The sequence below is a fragment of the Paenibacillus sp. V4I5 genome, assembly GCF_030817255.1.
In the GTDB taxonomy this organism is placed as follows: domain Bacteria; phylum Bacillota; class Bacilli; order Paenibacillales; family NBRC-103111; genus Paenibacillus_E.
Genome location: NZ_JAUSZB010000002.1, coordinates 1374603 through 1395310, shown reverse-complemented (window position 1 = coordinate 1395310; position 20708 = coordinate 1374603). Strand labels below are relative to the sequence as shown.

Genomic DNA, 20708 nt, shown 5'->3' with positions numbered 1-20708 from the left:
TAAGAGATTGGCATTATTTATCATGATCTTGCGCAAAATGATCAATAATAAATGGCTGGAGCTTAGCCTGCTATTCGGATTGGTGTTATCTGTGGCTCTAACGAGCACGATGCCGATATATACAAACGCGATCTTGCAAAGATTACTGATTCAGGAGCTGCAGCAATTGCAAACCTCTAGCAGTCAGTATCCCGGCATCTATTGGTTATCAGCAAATTTGGTTCCAGAAGATAAGCAAAAGAACGAAAAAATTTCTGAAACCGATGAATTTCTGAACAAAGCCAGCCATAGCTTTGGCCTCCCTGTCCAGCAACTCGTCCGTGAGAGGTCAACGCAACGGTACGGACTTGCTCCGGCCGAACCAGACAAAGTCGATATCAACAGACAGCGGTCGGCGGATTTGTCTGCCATTGATGGCATGGAGGGACACATCCGGCTATTAGACGGGCGTCTGCCTGAGAAAGAACCTATTAATGGGGTATATGAAGCGCTTGTAGTAAAAGAAGCTTTGACAGAACTTGGCATGGTGTTGAATACCGTTTTTACAATCCAAGATGAGAATATGAAGCAACCGGTTTACGTCAAGCCAGTAGGTGTATTCGATCGTAAGGATTACACGGATCTATTCTGGTATAACATCCCAAGCAGCTATAAAAACAGCTTTCTGATCCATTTTGATTTGTTTGAAAAAGAGTTCACTGCAGGCAGCAAGCTAAATATTCAGTCTAGCTATTGGTATTTGGCCCTTGATTATAGCAAAATGTCGCTGGTATCCACGAACGATTTCATTGATGCTCATCGCACGATCACGGCCCATATGGATAAACGTTATGAAACTCACAATATGAATGCTCCTGCCTTACAAACTCTGGGCGCCTATTACGTTAAAGAAGCCAATCTAAGGCTCATGCTTTGGTCGTTAAATGTGCCTGTTATGCTCATGCTCGCCTTTTACTTGTACATGGTTGCAAACTTGATCACGGAACGCCAGAAAACGGAAATCGCCGTATTACGCAGTCGTGGAGCTAGCCGTTTGCAAATCATTTTCAGTTATGTTGTGGAGGGCTTAGTACTCGGTGCAATTGCTTTCTTCATCGGACCGTATTTCGGTGCCTTTTTGACTAAAATATTGGGTGCGTCTAGCGGGTTTCTTGAATTCGTCCAGCGGGCTAAGCTTGAGGTTGAACTGAATCGGGATGCTTTCCTGTATGGGTTAATTGCTGTCGCAAGTTCACTTGTGATGACGCTGATTCCGGTTTTTCTTGCTATGAGGGTTACGATTGTCGGGCAAAAACAGCAGTCGGCAAGACAGGAGAAAAGCTCTTTTTGGCATAAATATTTCATCGATGTGATATTGATTGGGGTAGCCCTTTACGGCTTGAATAATTATAAAACTCGAATTAAAGAGCTCCTGTCGCTTGGCTTAAAATCCGGCGATTTAAAGGTAGATCCGCTGCTGTTTCTCATTCCTGCACTTTTTATATTGGGTATGGGTCTGCTCATTCTTCGATTTTACCCTTGGTTTATGCGTTTGGTGTTTAAAGTTGGCAGACGCTGGTGGCCACCTTCCCTGTATAGCACATTAATTCAAGTCAGCCGTTCGACCATTCAATACCAATTTATTATGGTTTTTCTGATTATTACAATTGCCACAGGCTTATTCAGTGCCAGTGCAACCCGTACCATCAACAAGAATACGGCCGATAAAATCCTATACTCCGCGGGCGCCGATATCACGACGCAAATCCGTTGGGAGAATGACGCTCCTCCGGCTATCTTGACTGGTTTAATGGAAGAGTCTGAAGAGGGAGATTCTGATTCCCAAGCTGATTCCGATGCTCCACAAAAGACACAATATACAGAGCCGTCATTCCTGCCTTTTACGCAGCTGCATGGTGTGGAACACGCTGCAAAAGTGTTTAATAAAAAGGATGCGATTTACATTCGGGGAAAGACAACTGAGAATATACAACTTATGGGAATAGAAAGTAAACAATTTGGTGAAACCGCTTGGATGCGCGATAGATTACTTGACCATCATATCAATGAATACTTAAACTTGATCGCACGCAATCCATCTGCTGTTTTAATATCGAAATCGATGGCCGAAGAATATAGTCTGAAACCTGGCGACACGATGACTGTAGGCTGGGAAGGTGTAGAAGGAGCACAATTTACTGTGTATGGGGTGATTGATTATTGGCCGTCTTGGAATCCAAACCCAGGGGTCAATGATACAGTGGTAACCACAACGAAGCAGGGTTCCACTACGAAAATAAAGAAGCCAAATCTTGTGATCGGCCAACTACCATATATTCAAAACAATCTTGCGCTGGAGCCGTATGAGGTTTGGTTGAAGCTGAAACCAGAGGCAAGCAGTCAAGCGGTTTATCAAGCAATCGTCGATCATGGCTATGAGATAGAGTCTTTGAGGGATGCCAAACAGGAACAGATTAAGTCGATCAAGGATCCCTTCCAGATGGCCATTAATGGTGTGATGACGCTTGGTTTTCTGATATCGATCTTCATTTGCTTTTTTGGCTTCCTGTTATATTGGGTTCTATCCATATTCGCTCGAACGCTTCAGTTCGGCATTTTGAGAGCGATGGGCATTTCCTTTTTCCAGTTGATACTGATGCTTGTTGGTGAGCAAATCTTGATCTCCGGTGCGGCCATCTTTATTGGAATTCTGACGGGAAACGTGACGAGTCATTTGTTCGTACCCTTATTTGAATTGTCATTCGATCCGAAAACACAGGTACCGCCATTCGAAGTAACATTTGATCCTCGTGATCAAGTTCGGCTGTATTGGATCGTCACGATGATGATCGCGATCGGATTAGGAGTACTTGGGTCTTTCGTATCCCGTATTCGAATTCATCAAGCTGTTAAGTTGGGGGAGGATTAGTATGATCCATTGTGATAATCTGGTCAAAATTTATAAAATTGCCGATCTGGAGGTAGTCGCCTTACAAGGATTGGATTTGCACGTGGAGGCTGGTGAATTAATGGCCATTATTGGCAACAGCGGAAGCGGTAAGTCGACACTGCTTAATATGCTTGGGGGGCTTGACCGCCCCTCGGCTGGCAGTTTAAGGGTGGATGGCAAAGATTTGCTGGGCATGTCGGAGAAAGACATCGTGAGTTACAAACGGGAGACCGTAGGCTTCGTATGGCAGAATAATGCACGGAATTTAATTCCTTACTTAACAGCACTGGAAAATGTGGAGCTGCCCATCTTACTTCAGGGCAAGCGCAAGCGAGAACGGGCCATGGAATTGTTGGAAGCCGTAGGCCTTAGCCACCGGCTGAAAAACAGATTGAACCAACTCTCAGGCGGTGAACAGCAGCGTGTTGCCATCGCTATAGCGCTGGCTAACCATCCGAAGCTCTTGCTTGCTGATGAACCAACAGGCTCTGTGGATACGAAGATGGCTAATCAAATTCTTGATTTGTTCCGGCATTTGACCCGGAGTTTGGGGTTAACAGTCGTTATTGTTACGCACGATCCGCTGCTTGCCAAAAAAGTGGATCGCGTAGTGGCCATTCGGGACGGGAAAACGTCGTCGGAAATATTGCGCCGTAAGTCATTCGATCAAGAGCTGCTTGAACTGGATCAGGGTATAGAAGAGCAAGAACTAGAGTCTCACATCGAATATGCGGTGCTGGACCAAGCGGGCCGGTTGCAAATTCCTCCAAACTACTTGGAATCAATCGGAGTGAATAACACGAATAAAGTTCAAGTTACGTTGGAAGAGGGGAGAATCGTACTTCTGCCTCCAGTAATGATGAAATAAACAACCTATAAAGATGCATAAAAGCCCCTATGAAAAGTTCGCATTTTTGCCATATAGTTAGGTCATGCAAGTAAACTGAGACTGGAGAGTGGGTTGATGTGATCAGAGAAATAACAGTGTTTCATACAAAATGTAAGCGTTTTATTACGAGGCGTATTCGCTTCTCGGGAGGTGCAGGCATCAAATGAATAAAAAAATTGCGCTATTTTTATCGTTCTTACTGTTGTGTTACTGTTTAGCTCCTTTGGCCTATGCGGAGGATACCGCTTCGCAAACATCGCAGACGACAGTCGCGCCGTCAAATTCGACTACACCATCTGCGACACCTGAGGCAACTACAAAAGCAAAAACGCCATCATCGTCTGTAACTTCAGACACGTATCTGGCCGACCAGTTCGGCGATTTGAAAAGTGTTTCGAAGGACGACAAGAAAAAGATTAATGCTTTATTGAAAATGGACGTGATCGACACGGCGTCGGTAGATTTCTTCGGTTTAGACCAAGAGATTACTCGCGCCCAATTAGCGAAAACGGTCGCTATCGTTTTAGGACTGCGCATTGATAAAATGGTTACAGCATCGAGCTTCTCCGACGTCAAATCGGATGACCCTGCGCGTCTTTATATCGAAGCTTTGAAGAACTCGGCTCTTTCGTACGATGTGGTAGATAAGTTCAATCCAACCGGGCAAGTGACCCGCCAAGAACTCGCCATGCTGCTGATCAAGGGACTCGGTTTGGATGAGAAGGCGAAAGATGAGACGCCTAGCAAGGATGAAACCGTAGACAATACATTCAAGAGCTATGTTGCCTACGCGCTTAAGCAAAAAATCATGACTAACGAAGTTGATGGCAAATTCGGAGGTAATGTCTCTGTTACAAGAAAAGCGTTTGCACTGGCTGCTTATACAGCGATGCAGCTGCATACAACAACAGCGAAGCCTGAAAAAGCTTCTATTGCCGAAGTCACATTAACGGGGACAGGCAAAATATCCGTAAGACTTAATCGGGATGTCGACATCGACAAGGCCATATTGAACATTACGAAATACGGTTCGGATACGGAGATGCCTTCCAGCACCGAATGGGCGGATGACAATAGGAACGCCACGCTCGAAATGGATACGTTAACGTATGGCAAATATACTGTTGAATTATCAGGGTTGGATGCCGGGAGTATGGATAAGAGTAAAATCGAGTTCATCTCTGAAGTTGGAAAGATCAAAAATTTGGAGATTGTTACTTCTGCGGAAAAGCTTGCTAAATCCAAAGTAAGAATCGAATTCAAAGCGACAAATCAGTATGGTGAGGATGAGATCTTATCGGCAAGCGATTTGAATATCATGATTGGAGCTCAGAATCGCAAAGTAGACTTTTATCCCGGTGAAAATGCTTTTACTATCGATTTGAGCAAAGAATTAATGGATAGCAAAGTGATGGTTTCGTTATTAGAAAAACGCAGCTTTAAGACAGCAAGTAAAACGTTTATCGTTGGTGACATTCCTATTGTGTCGAAGATCGAAATCGGAGAACTGAAGATCCCCGGAGGACAGTTGATCTTTAAGGCTGGTGTCAGAGCCTACCTCCAATTCAAAGCCTATGATCAGAACGGGTATCCCGTCGTTGATTCCGAGATTATGAACATGGGAATCCATAAGTCTTTTACTGCAACTGGGAACGTCATTAATCAAACAGGTGGAAATGATTTCGTCGATTTTGACAATGACGGTTTTCCGGAAATGCAAATGGAAGCCAATACGGATATAGATGGAGATAAGGAAGTCATTGTCAATTTGTTTAGTGCTGGTGAGCCGGTATCTACGACGATTAATGTAACAGCCTTAAAGACACCTGCAACCGTCGTAATAAAACCCTTAGCGGAACCGGCGGCAGAAGGTGACGGAGAGAAGTTTTTCGGTTTGGTCATTAAAGATTCAACGGGTTACGAGTTTAGTACATCCGAGATTGTGGAAGCAGAAACAACAGGTAGAATATCAGTTTATTCCACTGGTGGTATCGTATTGGAGGCCGATACACTAACACGTGGTGGTAGACAAGTAGCAATTAGGTCCACGGATGGGCAAATTCGCGTTAAATCGTTTGTTGCAGCGGGACCAGCGACCATTAATGTTCGAATGAATGCGCTTAATGAATTGGTAACACTGCCCATCAATATAGAGAAACCTCGCAAGCCTAACTCAATAAAGCTAGATGCCGACAGTACGGTGAGCGTTACATTATTTGATGGGATAAGGCCATCAACGACCTTCAGAATTTATGATCAATATGGCATTGAATACAGTACGAACCAGATCGATTATAAAGTTGAAATGAAACTTGAAAAAATCAGTGGAGACAAAGGGGCGATTGCCTCCACGTCAGGAGGCGTCTCTCTCTCCGAGACAGTTCCGATGTTACTGAGAGAGGTTAATCAAATACATGGTAGATCCATCACCGTCACTCCGCATACAACATTGAAAGGAAGCTACCGATTGACCGCTTCGTTGGTTCAAGTCGATACAAGTTTGAAAACCTTAGAAACTTTGGACACCCTGTCAGTATTGCTGAATGTGGTCGACATCAAAAAAGCGGATCTGGTCTATTCGTTAGACATTGGCGATGGCTTGAGTGCGGCTGGAAAATTATTTTATGATTGGGGAAATACAAAAAGCGTTACGGATGCGACCTATTTATTCGACAACGCTGGCTATAATGTACCTGGCAAAGATGTCGTAGTAGTAGCTAAAGATAGCTCAGGTTATAAAGTCGCTTATAGCCCCAAGGTCAAGTGGGTAGCCGTTAGCGATCCGACTATCATCGCCTTTAACAAAGACGCTTTTAACAAAGGCAATGGTACCGTGAAACCTAGATTCATCGGTATCAACGGTGGAAAAACCACCTTGAAGGTTTTCTTCGACACTCCGCTCGGACAGAAAGATCTCAGCATGGAATATCCGATCGCTGCTGATCCTATGGATGTGTCTGATCTTAAATTTGCTAATACCTCTCCAAAAGAGGTTTCAGGCGGCGCTGCATTGTCTTTGAACGGTCTCTTTGTTTGGGACACTAGACTGATGGGCCAAATTCAGGCCCAAACCAATTACAATAATTTCGTGAATCAAAATTGTACGGTTAATGCTACTACTTGTCTCACAGGGTATCAAGATCAAATCACACCAGTTAATAATATTCTTCAAACCAATATGTGGATCAGCGATATTGTTTACACAGAAACTGATGTGAATAAGCAGGATACAATCTCTATCGGCTCTGATTTCAAAATTTTATACGTCCGAAAAGGTGATGCGACTAGTAATAACATTAAGCAATTTACTATTAATTTTGCTTCACAGGACCAGTACAAAACATTTATAGCTGTACTTCAAAAGTAGCTTGTCGTCCTTGCCTGGTTTCAGGCAAGGACTTCTTTTTTTCTTCGACAGGATTGACCTATATTCAAGATCGTATTTACTAATTCTTTGCGCTCCGCTAATTTGTATACTTAACCTAAGATTGGAGGGCGAATACTTTGGCAAGAAAAAGATATGTCATCTGCGGAGTTAGTACGAGAGCGAACGGCATGTTTATCAAGAACATGCTGGAAACTTTTCAATCGCATTGTGAAATTGTTGGATTGCTGGATGCGGATCCCGGACGATTTACGAATTGTTTCAAGAAATTCCCGACGTTGAGCGGGCTGCCTGTTTACCTTCCCGATCAATTCGAACAAATGATCATGGAGACGAAACCCGACGTCGTTATTGTCGCAGGTGCGGATCATACCCATGCGGATTACATTGTTAAAGGATTGGAGCACCATCTTGAAGTCATATCGGAAAAACCGATGGTCACGAACGGCACAGATTGCAAGCGTGTTCTGGATGCACAGAACAACAGTACGGGAAAGCTGTATGTGACATTTAATTACCGCTACTCACCGATTCACACAAAAATCAAGGAATTGATCCTTGAAGGCAGAATTGGGAGGGTTACTTCGGTTGATTTGAATTGGTATCTCGATACGTATCATGGCGCAAGCTATTTTAAAAGATGGAACCGTAAAAGAAGCAATTCCGGCGGATTGTCGGTGCATAAAAGCACCCACCATATTGATCTTGTCAATTGGTGGATCGATCAAAAGCCGGTGGAGGCTTTTGCCTACGGTGCACTGAATTATTTCGGTCCAGAAGGCGAACTCAACCCTGTCAAGGAAGACGGCAGGCACTGCGGAACATGCCAAGTCAAGCAGAATTGCGCCTATTTCATGCGATGGTCTACTCGGAGCAAGGAGGTTGTGCCTGAAGACGATCATTTGACGAATATGGTTGCGCAAACAGGCAGCGCAACCGGGTACCGAGCTGATGGTTGTATCTTTGATTCGGAAATCGATATTGAGGATACTTACGTTGCAGCCATTAAGTATAACAAAGGTGCCATGATGAGTTATTCTGTTAACTTTTCGCTGCCTTACGAAGGATATCGACTGGCTATTAACGGGACAAAAGGGAGAATCGAAACCCAAGAAGTGATGTCTAAGCGGACAACGCATCAGGTAGTCGAGCAAACCATTGAATATTTCCCTTTGTTCGGCGGCAAAGAAACGATTCATGTGGTCCCGCGTCCCGGAGGGCATGGAGGAGGAGACCCTCTCATTTTGGAAGATTTGTTCTTAGGACCAGATCCGATTCGTCCCTATGAGATTATGGCAGGAGCGGAAGCGGGAGCTGACTCGGTGTTGACAGGGGAAGCGATATGGAAGTCTGTACAAACAGGCATGCCTGTTCGCATAGCCGACCTGTTGGTTTCATCGAACTGATTGATAGGAAAGAAGGGGGACATAACTGCTGTGTATGAGAATCTAGAGAATGTGGGAATCGCCCACTTTGATGTAAAAAGCCAGCTTCCACGTTGGGTTTACGAATCAGCTATACGTGCAGCCGAGAAGGGCGAACAAGCGCGTTTAGCCATTAAGGACAAGACAGAGCTTAAGCTAAGGCAACAGGATATCCGCAAAGGGCTGGAACGCTGCATCGGCGGCATGCCTTCTTCGGATACACCATTAAATCCGAGAGTTACAGGTTCGGTCGAAGGGAATGGTTTCCGAGTTGAAAAAGTCATTTTCGAACCGAGGCCTCATGTATATGCGACTGCGAATTTGTATATACCCAACGGGATAATTGAGCCCCGTGGAGCCGTGCTGCTTCTATGCGGACATCGTGAACAGGCTAAACATTGTGATGAGTATCAAACGGTTTGCCATTATATGGTCCATTCCGGTCTTGTCGTGATGTCGCTTGATCCAGTCGGTCAGGGGGAAAGGTTCGGATTTTACGATCCTGAATCGAAACAGGCTCCGATGACTAGCGTTACTGAGCATGAAAATGTCGGGCGGCAGTGTATGCCGTTAGGGGATAGTTTAGCCCGTTACATGCTTCATGACGCCGTACGCGCGATAGATTATTTATGCACTCGACCGGAAGTCGACCCGAACCGTATAGGAGTGACAGGGCATTCAGGCGGTGGAACGCAGACTTCGCTGGTTATGATGTACGATCAGCGCATTGCCGCAGCTGCACCAGGCGGATTTATTATGAATCGGCCGTACTTTCTGCTTACCGGCAAAGCCCAAGATGCCGAACAGAAATGGCCGGGTTTCTCCGCGCTAGGTTTCGACCATGAAGACATTGTAATGGCCATGGCTCCACGGCCTGTGCGCATTCTTGCTACCACGTATGATTCCGTCCCGATTGAAGGTCCCAGGCATACGGTAGCTGTAAACCGCAGATTTTGGGAGATGCATGGCCGAGGTGAAGATCTGGACATTTTCGAAGATGAAAATGTTCATCGATTTACGATTCCATTGGCACGTGCGGCGGCACAGTTTTTTTCTAAGCATTTGCTCGGAGGTACGGTTGTACAATCAAGTGAAGAAATAAAGCTGATCCCAGCCCAGCAGCTATGGTGCACACAAAGTGGGCAGGTTATCGGCGAGCTTGAGCATGCCCAAAGTACGCACGTTGAAAATATGGAACGGCTAGCGATATTTGAGAGGTCACGTCAAGCATTGCCAGAAGACGAACGAAAAAAGCGCGCGATCGAATGGCTTCAAAAGCGTGTATTTTCGGGCAGACAGCTTTGCGACCTTAACCAGCGTCCTTCTGGTGGAGGAGAAGTTGCGAATATGTGGGTGATCCGCAAGATCTGGTGGAGTCAAACTGGATTGTTAAACCATTGTTTACAATTTTTCGATTCGAAGCTTGCGGGGAATAAACTTCCTGTGACCATTGGCATTTGGGACGGCGGATCGAGCCAACTTGAAGTGCATGCCAAGTGGATTGAAGAAACTTGCGCTTCCGGACGGATTGCCATGGTGCTCAATCCAACAGGAATCGGTCCGCTTCTTCCGCATTTGAATTCTCCTACGGATAAACCATTCAAACGATTCGGGATGATGGACAGATATACCGACGAAATGATGTGGCTGGGCGACAGTATGGCTGCAATACGAACATACGATGTATTGCGGGCAGTGGAGCTTGCAACTGGATCATCCAATATCGATCCCTCAGACATTAGACTATATGGTAGCGGACGATATGCCATATATGCCGGATTAGCGGCTTTGCTTGATGACCGCGTTCAGAATGTTTGGATGGAGAACCGCATGAACAGTATCTCCGATTGGATCAAGGAACCGTTTTACGATGAAACGGATTCCTTAAGCTTTATTTTACCCGAAATGCTCCGATATTTTGATCTTCCTGATATGGATAGATGGCTTGCCGAGAAAGGCAAGCTTTACGATTCTACGCTTGTTAGGAGCGATTTTGTGAGCTGAGGGAGGAGATGAGGTTGCAAATTCATAGAAATCCCCAACTTGTACGACGCTATATAAAGTTTTTGAAACCTTACCGGTTTTATATTTTGACGATTATCGTCCTAGGTATCCTTCAATTTGCAGCTCCTTTGACTGTACCCTGGATGACGAAGATTATGGTCGACGAAGTGCTTCCGCAAAAAGACAGCTTATGGTCCCTGCAAAAGGTGATCATGATTTTGGCTTGCGTCTACCTGTTTAGTATAGTGACCAACTTCTTACGCCAATATGTAACGGCAAAAATGGGTAATTCCATGATCATAGATATTCGGTTTCAGTTATATCAACACATGCAAAAGCTATCCCAGCGATATTATGACAGCCGTCAAGTTGGGAGCATTCTGTCCCGCATACTTAATGATGTGAACGGTGCACAAAACTTGGTCGGCGGCGGGGTTATCAACTTGTTGATAGACCTGTTTCTTGTCCTCTTCGCGGGTTTTATGCTTTTCAGTATGGATTGGAAACTTGCATTGCTATCCTTATGGCTTCTGCCATTCTACTACTTAACGTTTACGAACCTTAATGTACGGATTCGTTTTGCTTGGCGATCTGTACATCGTCAGATGGAGCGAATCTCCGGTGTATTGGTGGAACGAATCTCAGCAATGAAGGTCGTGCAGGCGTTTAATCGAGAAAAGATGGAACTTAGTCGATTTAAGAAGCAGGCCACTGCTCACTACTCCTATACGATGTCTGCTCACCTTTTGTCAAATGCACTAGGCCGTATCAGCCAAACTTTCCAAGACGCAGGGGGACTGATTATATGGTTTGTAGGGGGGAGTATGGTGATCGGCGGAAGGATGTCGGTAGGAGAATTGATCGCGTTCCAAGCCTATTTGTCCCAGCTATATGGGCCCATTCAACGTTTCTCCGATGTTAACGTCACGATTCAAAATTCGCTGACGAACGTTGAAAGAATTTTTGAAGTTTTTGACATTCAACCTGACATTCGAAATAAGGAGAACCCTGTTCCTTTGAAAGTTTGCCACGGCGAGATTGAATTCGATCAAGTCAGCTTCGAGTATGTCATTGAAAGACATGGACAGCAAGCCGAATCTCACCAGAGGGATCAAGATAAGATGACGAACATAAAGCCTGGCAAACGTTTTTATTGGATTCCGCCTAAAATGAAGCCTGATCCGCTTCCAATGGTTCTTGAGAAAAGAAAGGCTCTAAGGCGGATTAGCTTCCATGCGAGGAGCGGGGATGTCGTAGCGCTTGTTGGCCCAAGTGGCGGTGGGAAGTCTACCATTATTCATTTAATTCCTCGTTTTTATGATCCGGACAAAGGTAAGGTTTTGTTGGATGGGGTGGATTTGCGAGATTACGATTTAGAAGATGTACGCAGCCATATCGCTCTTGTGCTCCAGGACAATATTCTGTTCTCAGGAACGGTTTATGAGAATATTGCCTATAGTAACCCTAAGGCTACCAGGGACGAAGTATACACGGCAGCAAAGGCAGCTAATGCCCATGAATTTATCGAAGAGTGGGAACTGCAGTATGATACTGTCATCGGGGAACGCGGGGTCCGACTCTCTGGTGGGCAAAAACAGCGGATCGCAATTGCCAGGGCACTTCTAAAAAATCCTCGAATCCTGATTTTGGATGAGGCGACATCAGCATTGGATGCGGAGTCGGAGTACTTGGTTACAGAAGCTTTGGAAAGATTGATGGAAAACAGAACGACGTTTGTAATAGCGCATCGTCTGGCTACGGTTGTTCGAGCAGATCAAATACTTGTTGTCGACCGGGGACGAATTGTGGAGCAAGGCAACCACCAAGAGCTGCTTGCTCAAAATGGTTTATATCGCGAGTTATACGAAAAGCAGTTGATGGCAATGAGACCTGAAGAACTGAATTTAGCACTGAAGTTGAAAGTATGATGGACCTATATAAATGAAATACTGCCCAATGAAAGCGTTGCAATTTCGTAATAAAGTAAGATTAAATAAATGATTAAGCAAAAATCTAAGGAGGTTCAAAGAAGTATGAAAAAGTATCTGAAATCATCCTTGTTGATTGCGATAGCAATCACCGCTATTGCAGGCTGTGAGGCAGAACCTACAGCACAAAGTCCAGACGTCCCAAAAACTACGAAGGCACCGGATAATGAATTGTTCATTTATACGGTGTACCCTGCTTTTTATGCGAAAGAAGAAAATTATGAGAAGCAAATCGGGCAATACCTGAAGAAAAAGTTTCCCGATATCTCCTTTAAACATGTTCATTGGGACAATCCGGGTCGACAGTATAAGGATCTGATCGCGGCCGGCACGATTCCCGACATCATCATCGAGAATTCGAGCGGCAATTATGAAAAGAGTATTATTAAAAACGATCTCCAATACGATATGACCGAATTGATCAAAAAATATAATTTTGACACCAGCAAATTAAATCCAGCAGCTATGGCGAAGATGAAAAACAAGACTCCGGAAGGGAAAATATACGGATTACCTTACCAATTAAGCGATTTCGTGCTTTTCTACAACAAGGATATCTTTGATAAATTCGGGGTCGATTATCCCAAAGATGGCATGACATACGATGAAGTTTACGAATTGGCCAAAAAGTTGACTCGTGTAGAAGGAGAAAATACATATAAAGGCTATCAACAGCATCCCGGTTTGTATATGACTTATAATCAACTAGGGCTATCGCCGTTCAGTTTGACGGAGGACAAGGCAGTACTAGCAACGGACGGATGGAAGAAGCTTGTTGACAACTTAAGGCGGTTCTATGAAATTCCGGCTAACCAGTTTACTTCGGTTGACCATTTCCCCCAAGGGAAAATGGCGATGAGTGTCCATGTTTCAGAGAAAATCGTTCAATGGTATGAGCAAAATAAAAACCTGAATTTCGATATCGCTGCCATGCCCTCCTTCTCCGATGCTCCTAATACGAAAGCGCAGCCTAATATGTACGCAGCTTTTATTACGAACCAATCCACGAAGAAGGACCAGGCGTTCCAAGTTATCCAATATATGCTTTCTGAAGAGATGCAAGTCAATTTAGCCAAAGAAGGCATTATCGGCTCGCTGCAGACCCCTGCGGTTCAAGAGGCGTTTGGGAAAAACTTGCCGCAAATGCAGGGTAAGCATGTTCAGTCGATATTCTACGGCCAAAATGCGATGCCTCCGGCTGCTCGGGCAGCAGGCTTAACCTATATTGATGTACCGCTGCATAATGTTTTCTCTCCTTTGATTTTTGGTGAATCCAAAGATTCCATGACCGCACTGCGGATGATCCAAGAACAATCGACCAAAGGTATTGAAACAGAAAAAGCCGCCAAATAACTTTTTTCGTCGAAACTCCAGTTTAAGGACTGGAGTTTTTTCTCGAAGCTGGGGAGGAAGAGGAACAAATGAACTTAATGCAACTGCAAAAAAAATTTGCTCATGCAGATCCGCGTTTCGGACCAGTCCCCTTTTGGTGGTGGAGTGCTGAAGAGGTAACGGCGGAACGAATTCGCTGGCAAATGAAAAAGTTTCGAGACGGAGGGCTGCGCAACATCGGTATTATTAATTTGGCCCCTACAGGACCGCAGTACGGTTCCGTGAGCGATCGTCCCGTTTATGCCAGCGAAGATTGGTGGTGTATGTTCGAGGTTGCTTTGCGCGAAGCGGAGCGACTGGGTATGTATCTTTGGTTTTACGACCAAATTGGTTTTTCCGGGTCCAACATGCCGTCTCGTATCGTCACAGAGCATCCGGAAATGACTGGGTATCAATTACGCCGTTTCACGCACGGCGAGGAGATGCCCAAATCCTCGGAAGTCCTTTATGAAACAAACGATTATGTTTATGCTTCGGTACGTCAGGGGTTCAATTGGCTCGACCCTAAGGCAACGGGACAATTGATTGACCGGATTCATGGTGAAATGGAGCGCCGCTTCCCTTATGATCTCGGCAAGACGATTGCGGGAAGCTTCCAGGACGAACTTCCACCGCTTCCTCTGTGGACACCTGAATTGACGGCTCGTTACAAAGAAAGGTTTAAGGAGGAACTAACGCCTCTTCTACCCGCCTTGTACGATCCTCTTCCTGGCTATGAACAAGTGCGTCGCCGAGTATACCGTCTTGCTGCTGAGCTTGCCGAACAATCGTTCTTTATTCCACTCGGCAATTGGCACCGACAGCGCGGAATGCTCATTTGCTGCGATCAAGCCGGACCAGCGCGAAGAGCGGATCCTAACGGGGCGCAGCGGCTTTATTTGGATTATTTTCGGACACATCGATGGTATAACGCATCGGGAAGCGACATGGATGGCGAGATTAAGCCACATTCGTCCATGGCGCATTTACACGGCGGCTCACGCGTGTTCTTAGAAGCATTCCATTCCAGTGGTTGGGGCGGGACATTGGAGGAAACGATGCATTGGTTGATTCCCTGGTTTCAAGCGGGAGCAACCGTATACAGTCCCCATGCCGTTTACTATAGCACCCGTGGCGGTTGGTGGGAGTGGGCTCCGCCCGATACGGGATGGCGTCAGCCTTATTTCGAGCATTATCCAGTCTTTGCCGACACGATTAGCCGTGTTTGTTATTTATTAAGTGAGGGGACGCACGTTTGCGACGTTGCTGTCCATTACCCGTCTTATGCGGTATGCGGATACTTGTCTTTGGCGGATGGGAAAATAAATGAGCACCCGATGGGAGTCTCGAATCGTGAGCATAACAATCAAGTAGCTCATATCCAAAACGTATATAAGAAAATAACAGGCAGTTGGAGCCGCAGAGATCACAAGCAGCCTGGTGCGCTAAGGAAAGCACAGCTAGATTTCGATATTGCAGACGATAGTGCCTTGCAAAAGGCGAAGTCAGATAAGGGCAAACTTAAAATAGCGGATGAGCGTTTTTCCGTTTTACTTTTGTGCGGAACAACCGTTATGGATGATGAAGCACGCACACGAACCGAAGCTTGGTTGAAAGAAGGCGGTTTTGTGATTGCCGTAGATGTGCCAGAGGCGGAGCGGGATTTGGCTGGTGCCGTATATGTAGATACAGCGGAAGAGGCTGTAGTACTGGTGGAATCCCGTATTCCGAAAAGGGTGGAGGGACCAGGTGAATCCTTGCACCGCAAAATCGAGGATGCTGACATCTTCTTGCTGCTTCCAGAGAACGGAGCTTTGTTAAACATGCATCAACCTGCGTGTCCGGATACCGTTTTACCGGGGTCATCTGTTTACCGGATAAGAACAGATCGTGAGCCCCAGCTTTGGGATCCAGTCAACGGATCTATGGAGCCGATTCCGTATAAACGGGAAGGCGAATGGATTGAAGTACAAGCTCCATTCACATCCTGGCCTGCTTCGTTGATCGTGTGCGCAGAGACGAATACAGCTAATTCGGCTGCAGAATATAATCGTGAAGACTTCACAATTCGTCCCTTTCCTGCTCAAATTGGTCAATTGGAAGCGAGTGGGAAAAGGCTGGAGTTGGCATCTAACGACTGGCGAATCCAAGTGGAGCCCACTTTGGACAACCGGTATGGGGACTTTGATTTGCATGGAGAGCTTAACGGCTTTCTGCCGACCGAACGCCGCATGATGCATGTGCGCTTAGAGAGGGAACAGTCGGAGGGAGAAAAGGCTGGCTGGCAAAAACCTGGTTTGGATGAATCCAATTGGCTGACGAGATTGTGGAGTGAATCCGCTTATTGGCATGTATGCCATGGAGAAGAGTTCGACGAATTACGTTCTGTTCAGAAAGTGTACAGCAACGTGTTTGGAGATCTTGCCATGCGTTCTTGGGCGGGCCGGATGGGTCGTGTTCCTCGTCGATTTCTCAATCTTGGTGAATTGAAAAAAAGAGAATTCGTTTGGGCAAAAACATTTGTGATCGCACCTTCGGGTGGACGCTACTGGATCCGGTCGGAAAGTAACGCCAACATTACTGGACGTATCAATGGCAAGGAGATTGCATGGAGCGGAGGACCCGAGGAACAAACGGCATGGATCGAGTTGCAGGAAGGGAGCAATGAGCTGCTACTCAGGGCTGAAGCTATCGGCAACGGTGTAATAAGAGCTGGTATCGAAGTGAACACGATCGCGCGTCCGCCCCTTCCAAAATGGCTATTTACCCAGCATCCTAATTTACAATCCAGCTTGATGAACCAAGTCGAAAGCAGACGAGATCACCCATTTCAGCGGGTTCGAATCGTGTTTGCCGCTCGTGGGAGAGCCATACTTTATGTGAACGGTGTCAATGTGACTGAACATGGGGATTTCAACCCTTATATCCGGCAAGGTCAGGAAGAAGTTGATGTTACGGATCTTTGGCAATACGGCATGAACGAAGTCAGAGTTGCTTTACCCGAAGGGAAAGGCGAAGTGTTTGTAGACGGAGTCATTGAGCTGCAGAATGGTGAAACCATTACTTTCTTCTCTGGGGAACATTGGTCCGACGAACAAGGGAATGCTCCGGGTATCCATCATTTCTCCGTTCTCCAATTTGCGGAAACGGAGTCGTTATGGATTTCCGCCAGGCCGCATCCACTTCCAATGGTGGGCTGGCTTATGCCTGAATCTGTTCCCGAGCCGAAGCCGCTCTCTTTCTCTGCTGATCCCTCCTGCAATGGAAGACCCGTTTGGCTGCGCTTTCCGCTACCCATAGGAGCGATGAGAATGCGTATCGAAAGCGCAGGGGAGATGCGCGTTTGGATTAACGGCTCAGAAATCGCAGCAAGTGACGGCAATATGGAATTTGAGCCACAGCCAGCCGGAACCTTAGCGGCAGTTAGAATAACTCCTGATGGATCGTCTACGGAAGCTGCCGTTCTTCTTGCACCGATTCGCTTCGAGACGATACCTGTACAAGGCTCGTTGGGCGATTGGCGGACCTCACTTTGTTTGCCCCATCATAGCGGTGCTGTGGAGTACGAAACAGTATTTGAGACTTCTTCTCACGTTGGTACCGAACTTGAATTGGGGCACGTCAGGGGGACTGCGGAAGTGTGGGTAGACGGTATGCCTTTAGGCGTGAGGCTATGGAGACCGTATCGGTTCACGCTGCCCAAATTGCCCGAAGGCATGCATCGGCTTCGGATCCGGGTGACTAACACGCTCGGCACACACTACGAAGTCGGCAAGCCAACAAGTCTGGTGGGAGGAAATCCAGAAGTAACCTATTGGAACCGAGACCGAAATGATGATGAACTTGGTTGGCAGGAATGGTTCCCCACCGGCGGTTTATATGGACCTGTCGTGATCGTTACAGATGAGGTTTAAGTAAATTTTTGAGGTTATTCGAGCATAAATGGGCTAGGACGACAAAGCCGGTACTTCATAAGCGAAGATATACCGGCTTTGTTCTATTTTAAAAAATAGATGGATTAAACAACCTATAATCATGGAACTTTTGCCCTATGATGCTGCACTTATTCTATTATACATTTTAGTCAAAGCATCGAGACATCGGATATGTGAACCAAAGATTCGCAAGTAATTGCAAGCGTTATCAAAAACGAAATCCATTGTAGGAAAGGAGGGATCATTGGATTTTTTGTAGATCATTGTTTAGACAAAAACTCACTATATTGCATCTGGAGGTGTATAAATTTGCGTATTCAAATTCAACGAGTACTATGCTTCGCATTGTTGTTTAATGTTTTGCTAGGAGTTGGAATGCTGGGGCAACCTCCTGCAGCTGCCGCAGATTCAGTTGTCGAACCAACTACTTTGCTGGACAAAGATTTTTCTAGTGCCATAGAGGGACAGTCGGCCTCGCAGCTTGGTTTTGATTATTCCACACTTCCTTCAGGCGCCACAAGCAGCGCAGTAGTTGAGGTTGATCCGGTAGCTAAACAAAAAGCACTGCATCTTACTGTTAACGGTGCGGGTACCAGCCAGTTCTTGATCAATAAAACCTTCAGCGAGACAAAAACCGGTACTGTAACGGCAGAGATAACTTTTATGCAGCCGGGTACTTCCAAAGCCAAGGACCAGATTATTTACCTCACGAATGCTGCAGGGACAAAATCGCTGGTGATTGCGGGTTTGGATTCGTCGAAGGGTGTAGTTTATTGGCCTGATACAGCACCAGTCGATCTCAAAACACCCTATCAATTGAACAAATGGCACACGATAAAAGTTGAACTAAATACACTGACGAAGAGATTTAATATGTGGTTCGACGGTACACTTATCTCTGCCAGAAAAAATACAAACGATGCCATTGATGTGAAAAAGATATCCATCGGCACCCCGTCGGGCAATGGCGAACTTTACGTCCGCAGCATAAAAGTTACGCATACTCCCCCGAATTATAAGCCAGCAAAGCCTGAAATCGCTTACTGGGTAGGGCGTGATAAATCGATTGCAATGTGGGTGGTACCGAATGCATGGGCTTCAAAATACAGTATAAAAATAAAAGAGAAAGCGGAAGATCCTTGGTACACAGCAACCACATATACATCAGTTCCTACGTCAATTCCGCCTTATGCATCTCCTTCGGCCAGCAGAATTTGGGATCCTGTAACCAATACGGCTGTTGCTTTAACGAATGGAAAGACATACATAGTAGGTGTAGCCGTAATTACCAGGGATGAAACAGCAAAAATAGATTATGAGGGTGAAATTGCGGAATTTACAGCCACCCCCTATGCTGTCACACCGATCGAAACTCCTGAAACCAACGTGATCGGAACCGTTACGGCATATAACAATTACAATGCGAACAGATGGTCAATCAATTCCGGTCTCCAAGTTGGTGATGAACCATTTGCAGACAGAACGTCTGCACTCAAGATTACAGCTTTTCCTGATAAGTATAGCCGTATGGACTGGATCAAAACGCATGCAGATACAATGAGATATACCGGAAGCACTACGGGCATGCAGATTGCTACCTTCCCGGTCCGGGATAAGGCAACGATTTATGTAGCAATGGATCAAAGGGAAATTCCTCCTGCATGGCTATCGTCTTCCTCTGGATGGGCAGATACGGGTGATACCGTACAGTTGGCCGACACTGCACTTACTTATTCATTTAAAATTTACAAAAAGCTATTTGCCTCTGGAGAGACGGTTACAATGGGCCTCAATAACGTAACCGATTATAATGCAGGCAAAAACGCCGGTTACTTCGTCATGGCTGAGCGGGTTCCGACTGGTTTGAAAGCGGATTCATTTGTGCCTTGGACGAATAAATCCACTTACACATTGAAGGGTTCCTTAGATGAAACTAGTGTAATCTTGGCCGTCTATAACAATCAAACTCTTGTCTATGACAGCAGACTAGAGCAAAATCAATTTTCTGTGGATGTCGAGTTGGTTCCTGGCATAAATAACATTGAGTTAATAGCAAGAAGAAATGGCAGCACTTACTCGGATAAAATCTCTGGAGTTGTTCATTTCGATCCGGTTGCACCCGTTCTTCATATGACTGTACCACCAACTTCCGTGAAAGACTTTCATTACAACGTGCAAGGAACTGTAGATGAGGAATCAAAAGTAACGATCAAGAACAATGGCGTATCGGTTGCAGAATCCGTATACACATCGAGTAACGTTCCTTTCTCTTATCCGGTGCAGTTGTCAGAAGGAATGAATCAAATTGAGATTTCCGCAATTGACGCTGCGGGTAACGAAAGTTCGAAAAGCTTTTCGATCGATTACACGTTCTGGGCAGGAAAGCCGAATTTTTATGATTTAAATGAAACAGAGATGAATTCGCTAGTTTCATCAGGTGATCTGATTGCGCAGAAGCAAATAACCAACACTACATCGAATGCAAAGCAAATTACGCTGTTGGTTGTGTTATTTGATGCGAACATGAAAATGGTGGATTTTTCGACGCTTATTGAAGAATTTGCCCAAGGAGAAACAAAAACGTTGAGCACCGGATTTATGCTGCCTGCACAGGTGAATGGCTATCATGTAAAAGCGTTTATTTGGGACAGTTTGGACGGGATGAAGCCGCTATCCGAGGAATCGATTATTGAGTAGCATACGCTTACGATGTAAGTTTTCTTACGAAAACTCAGCATATGGCGCTCTGCGGTGAAGAAAGTTTTGCTAAAGCAAAACTCTAA

9 protein-coding genes are annotated in these 20708 nt (G+C 45.6%); all 9 read left to right on the top strand.

Annotated features, from left to right (window positions below; translation table 11 throughout):
• The first annotated feature begins 7 nt into the window (after positions 1–7).
• The 9 genes from QFZ78_RS08465 (at position 8) to QFZ78_RS08425 (ending at position 20622) form a co-directional block, all read left to right on the top strand.
• On the top strand, positions 8–2908 hold the full coding sequence (locus QFZ78_RS08465; protein ID WP_307546644.1) for an ABC transporter permease: 2901 nt from the start codon (positions 8–10) through the stop codon (positions 2906–2908).
• A 1-nt stretch (position 2909) separates the two neighbouring features.
• Positions 2910–3797 carry an ABC transporter ATP-binding protein gene (locus QFZ78_RS08460; RefSeq protein ID WP_307546642.1) on the top strand — a complete coding sequence of 296 codons (888 nt, stop codon included), beginning with the start codon at positions 2910–2912 and terminating at the stop codon, positions 3795–3797.
• Positions 3798–3981: 184 nt separating this feature from the next.
• Complete coding sequence (locus QFZ78_RS08455) at positions 3982–7185, top strand: S-layer homology domain-containing protein (RefSeq protein ID WP_307546640.1); 3204 nt, start codon at positions 3982–3984, stop codon at positions 7183–7185.
• Positions 7186–7322: 137 nt separating this feature from the next.
• Entirely contained in the window at positions 7323–8609 is a 1287-nt protein-coding gene (locus QFZ78_RS08450; protein WP_307546638.1) for a Gfo/Idh/MocA family oxidoreductase, read from the top strand.
• A gap of 30 nt (positions 8610–8639) precedes the next feature.
• On the top strand, positions 8640–10631 hold the full coding sequence (locus tag QFZ78_RS08445; protein ID WP_307546636.1) for an alpha/beta hydrolase family protein: 1992 nt from the start codon (positions 8640–8642) through the stop codon (positions 10629–10631).
• Between the two features lie 14 nt (positions 10632–10645).
• Positions 10646–12559, top strand: a complete 1914-nt coding sequence (locus QFZ78_RS08440) for an ABC transporter ATP-binding protein (RefSeq protein ID WP_307546634.1) — start codon at positions 10646–10648, stop codon at positions 12557–12559.
• Between the two features lie 105 nt (positions 12560–12664).
• The gene (locus tag QFZ78_RS08435; RefSeq protein WP_307546632.1) at positions 12665–13972 is read left to right on the top strand and encodes an ABC transporter substrate-binding protein; all 1308 of its coding nucleotides are present in this window, start codon (positions 12665–12667) and stop codon (positions 13970–13972) included.
• Between the two features lie 68 nt (positions 13973–14040).
• A complete protein-coding gene (locus QFZ78_RS08430; RefSeq protein ID WP_307546630.1) occupies positions 14041–17904 on the top strand; it encodes a hypothetical protein in 3864 nt (1287 codons plus the stop codon).
• Positions 17905–18234: 330 nt separating this feature from the next.
• On the top strand, positions 18235–20622 hold the full coding sequence (locus tag QFZ78_RS08425) for a hypothetical protein (RefSeq protein WP_307546628.1): 2388 nt from the start codon (positions 18235–18237) through the stop codon (positions 20620–20622).
• The last annotated feature ends 86 nt before the right edge of the window (positions 20623–20708 follow it).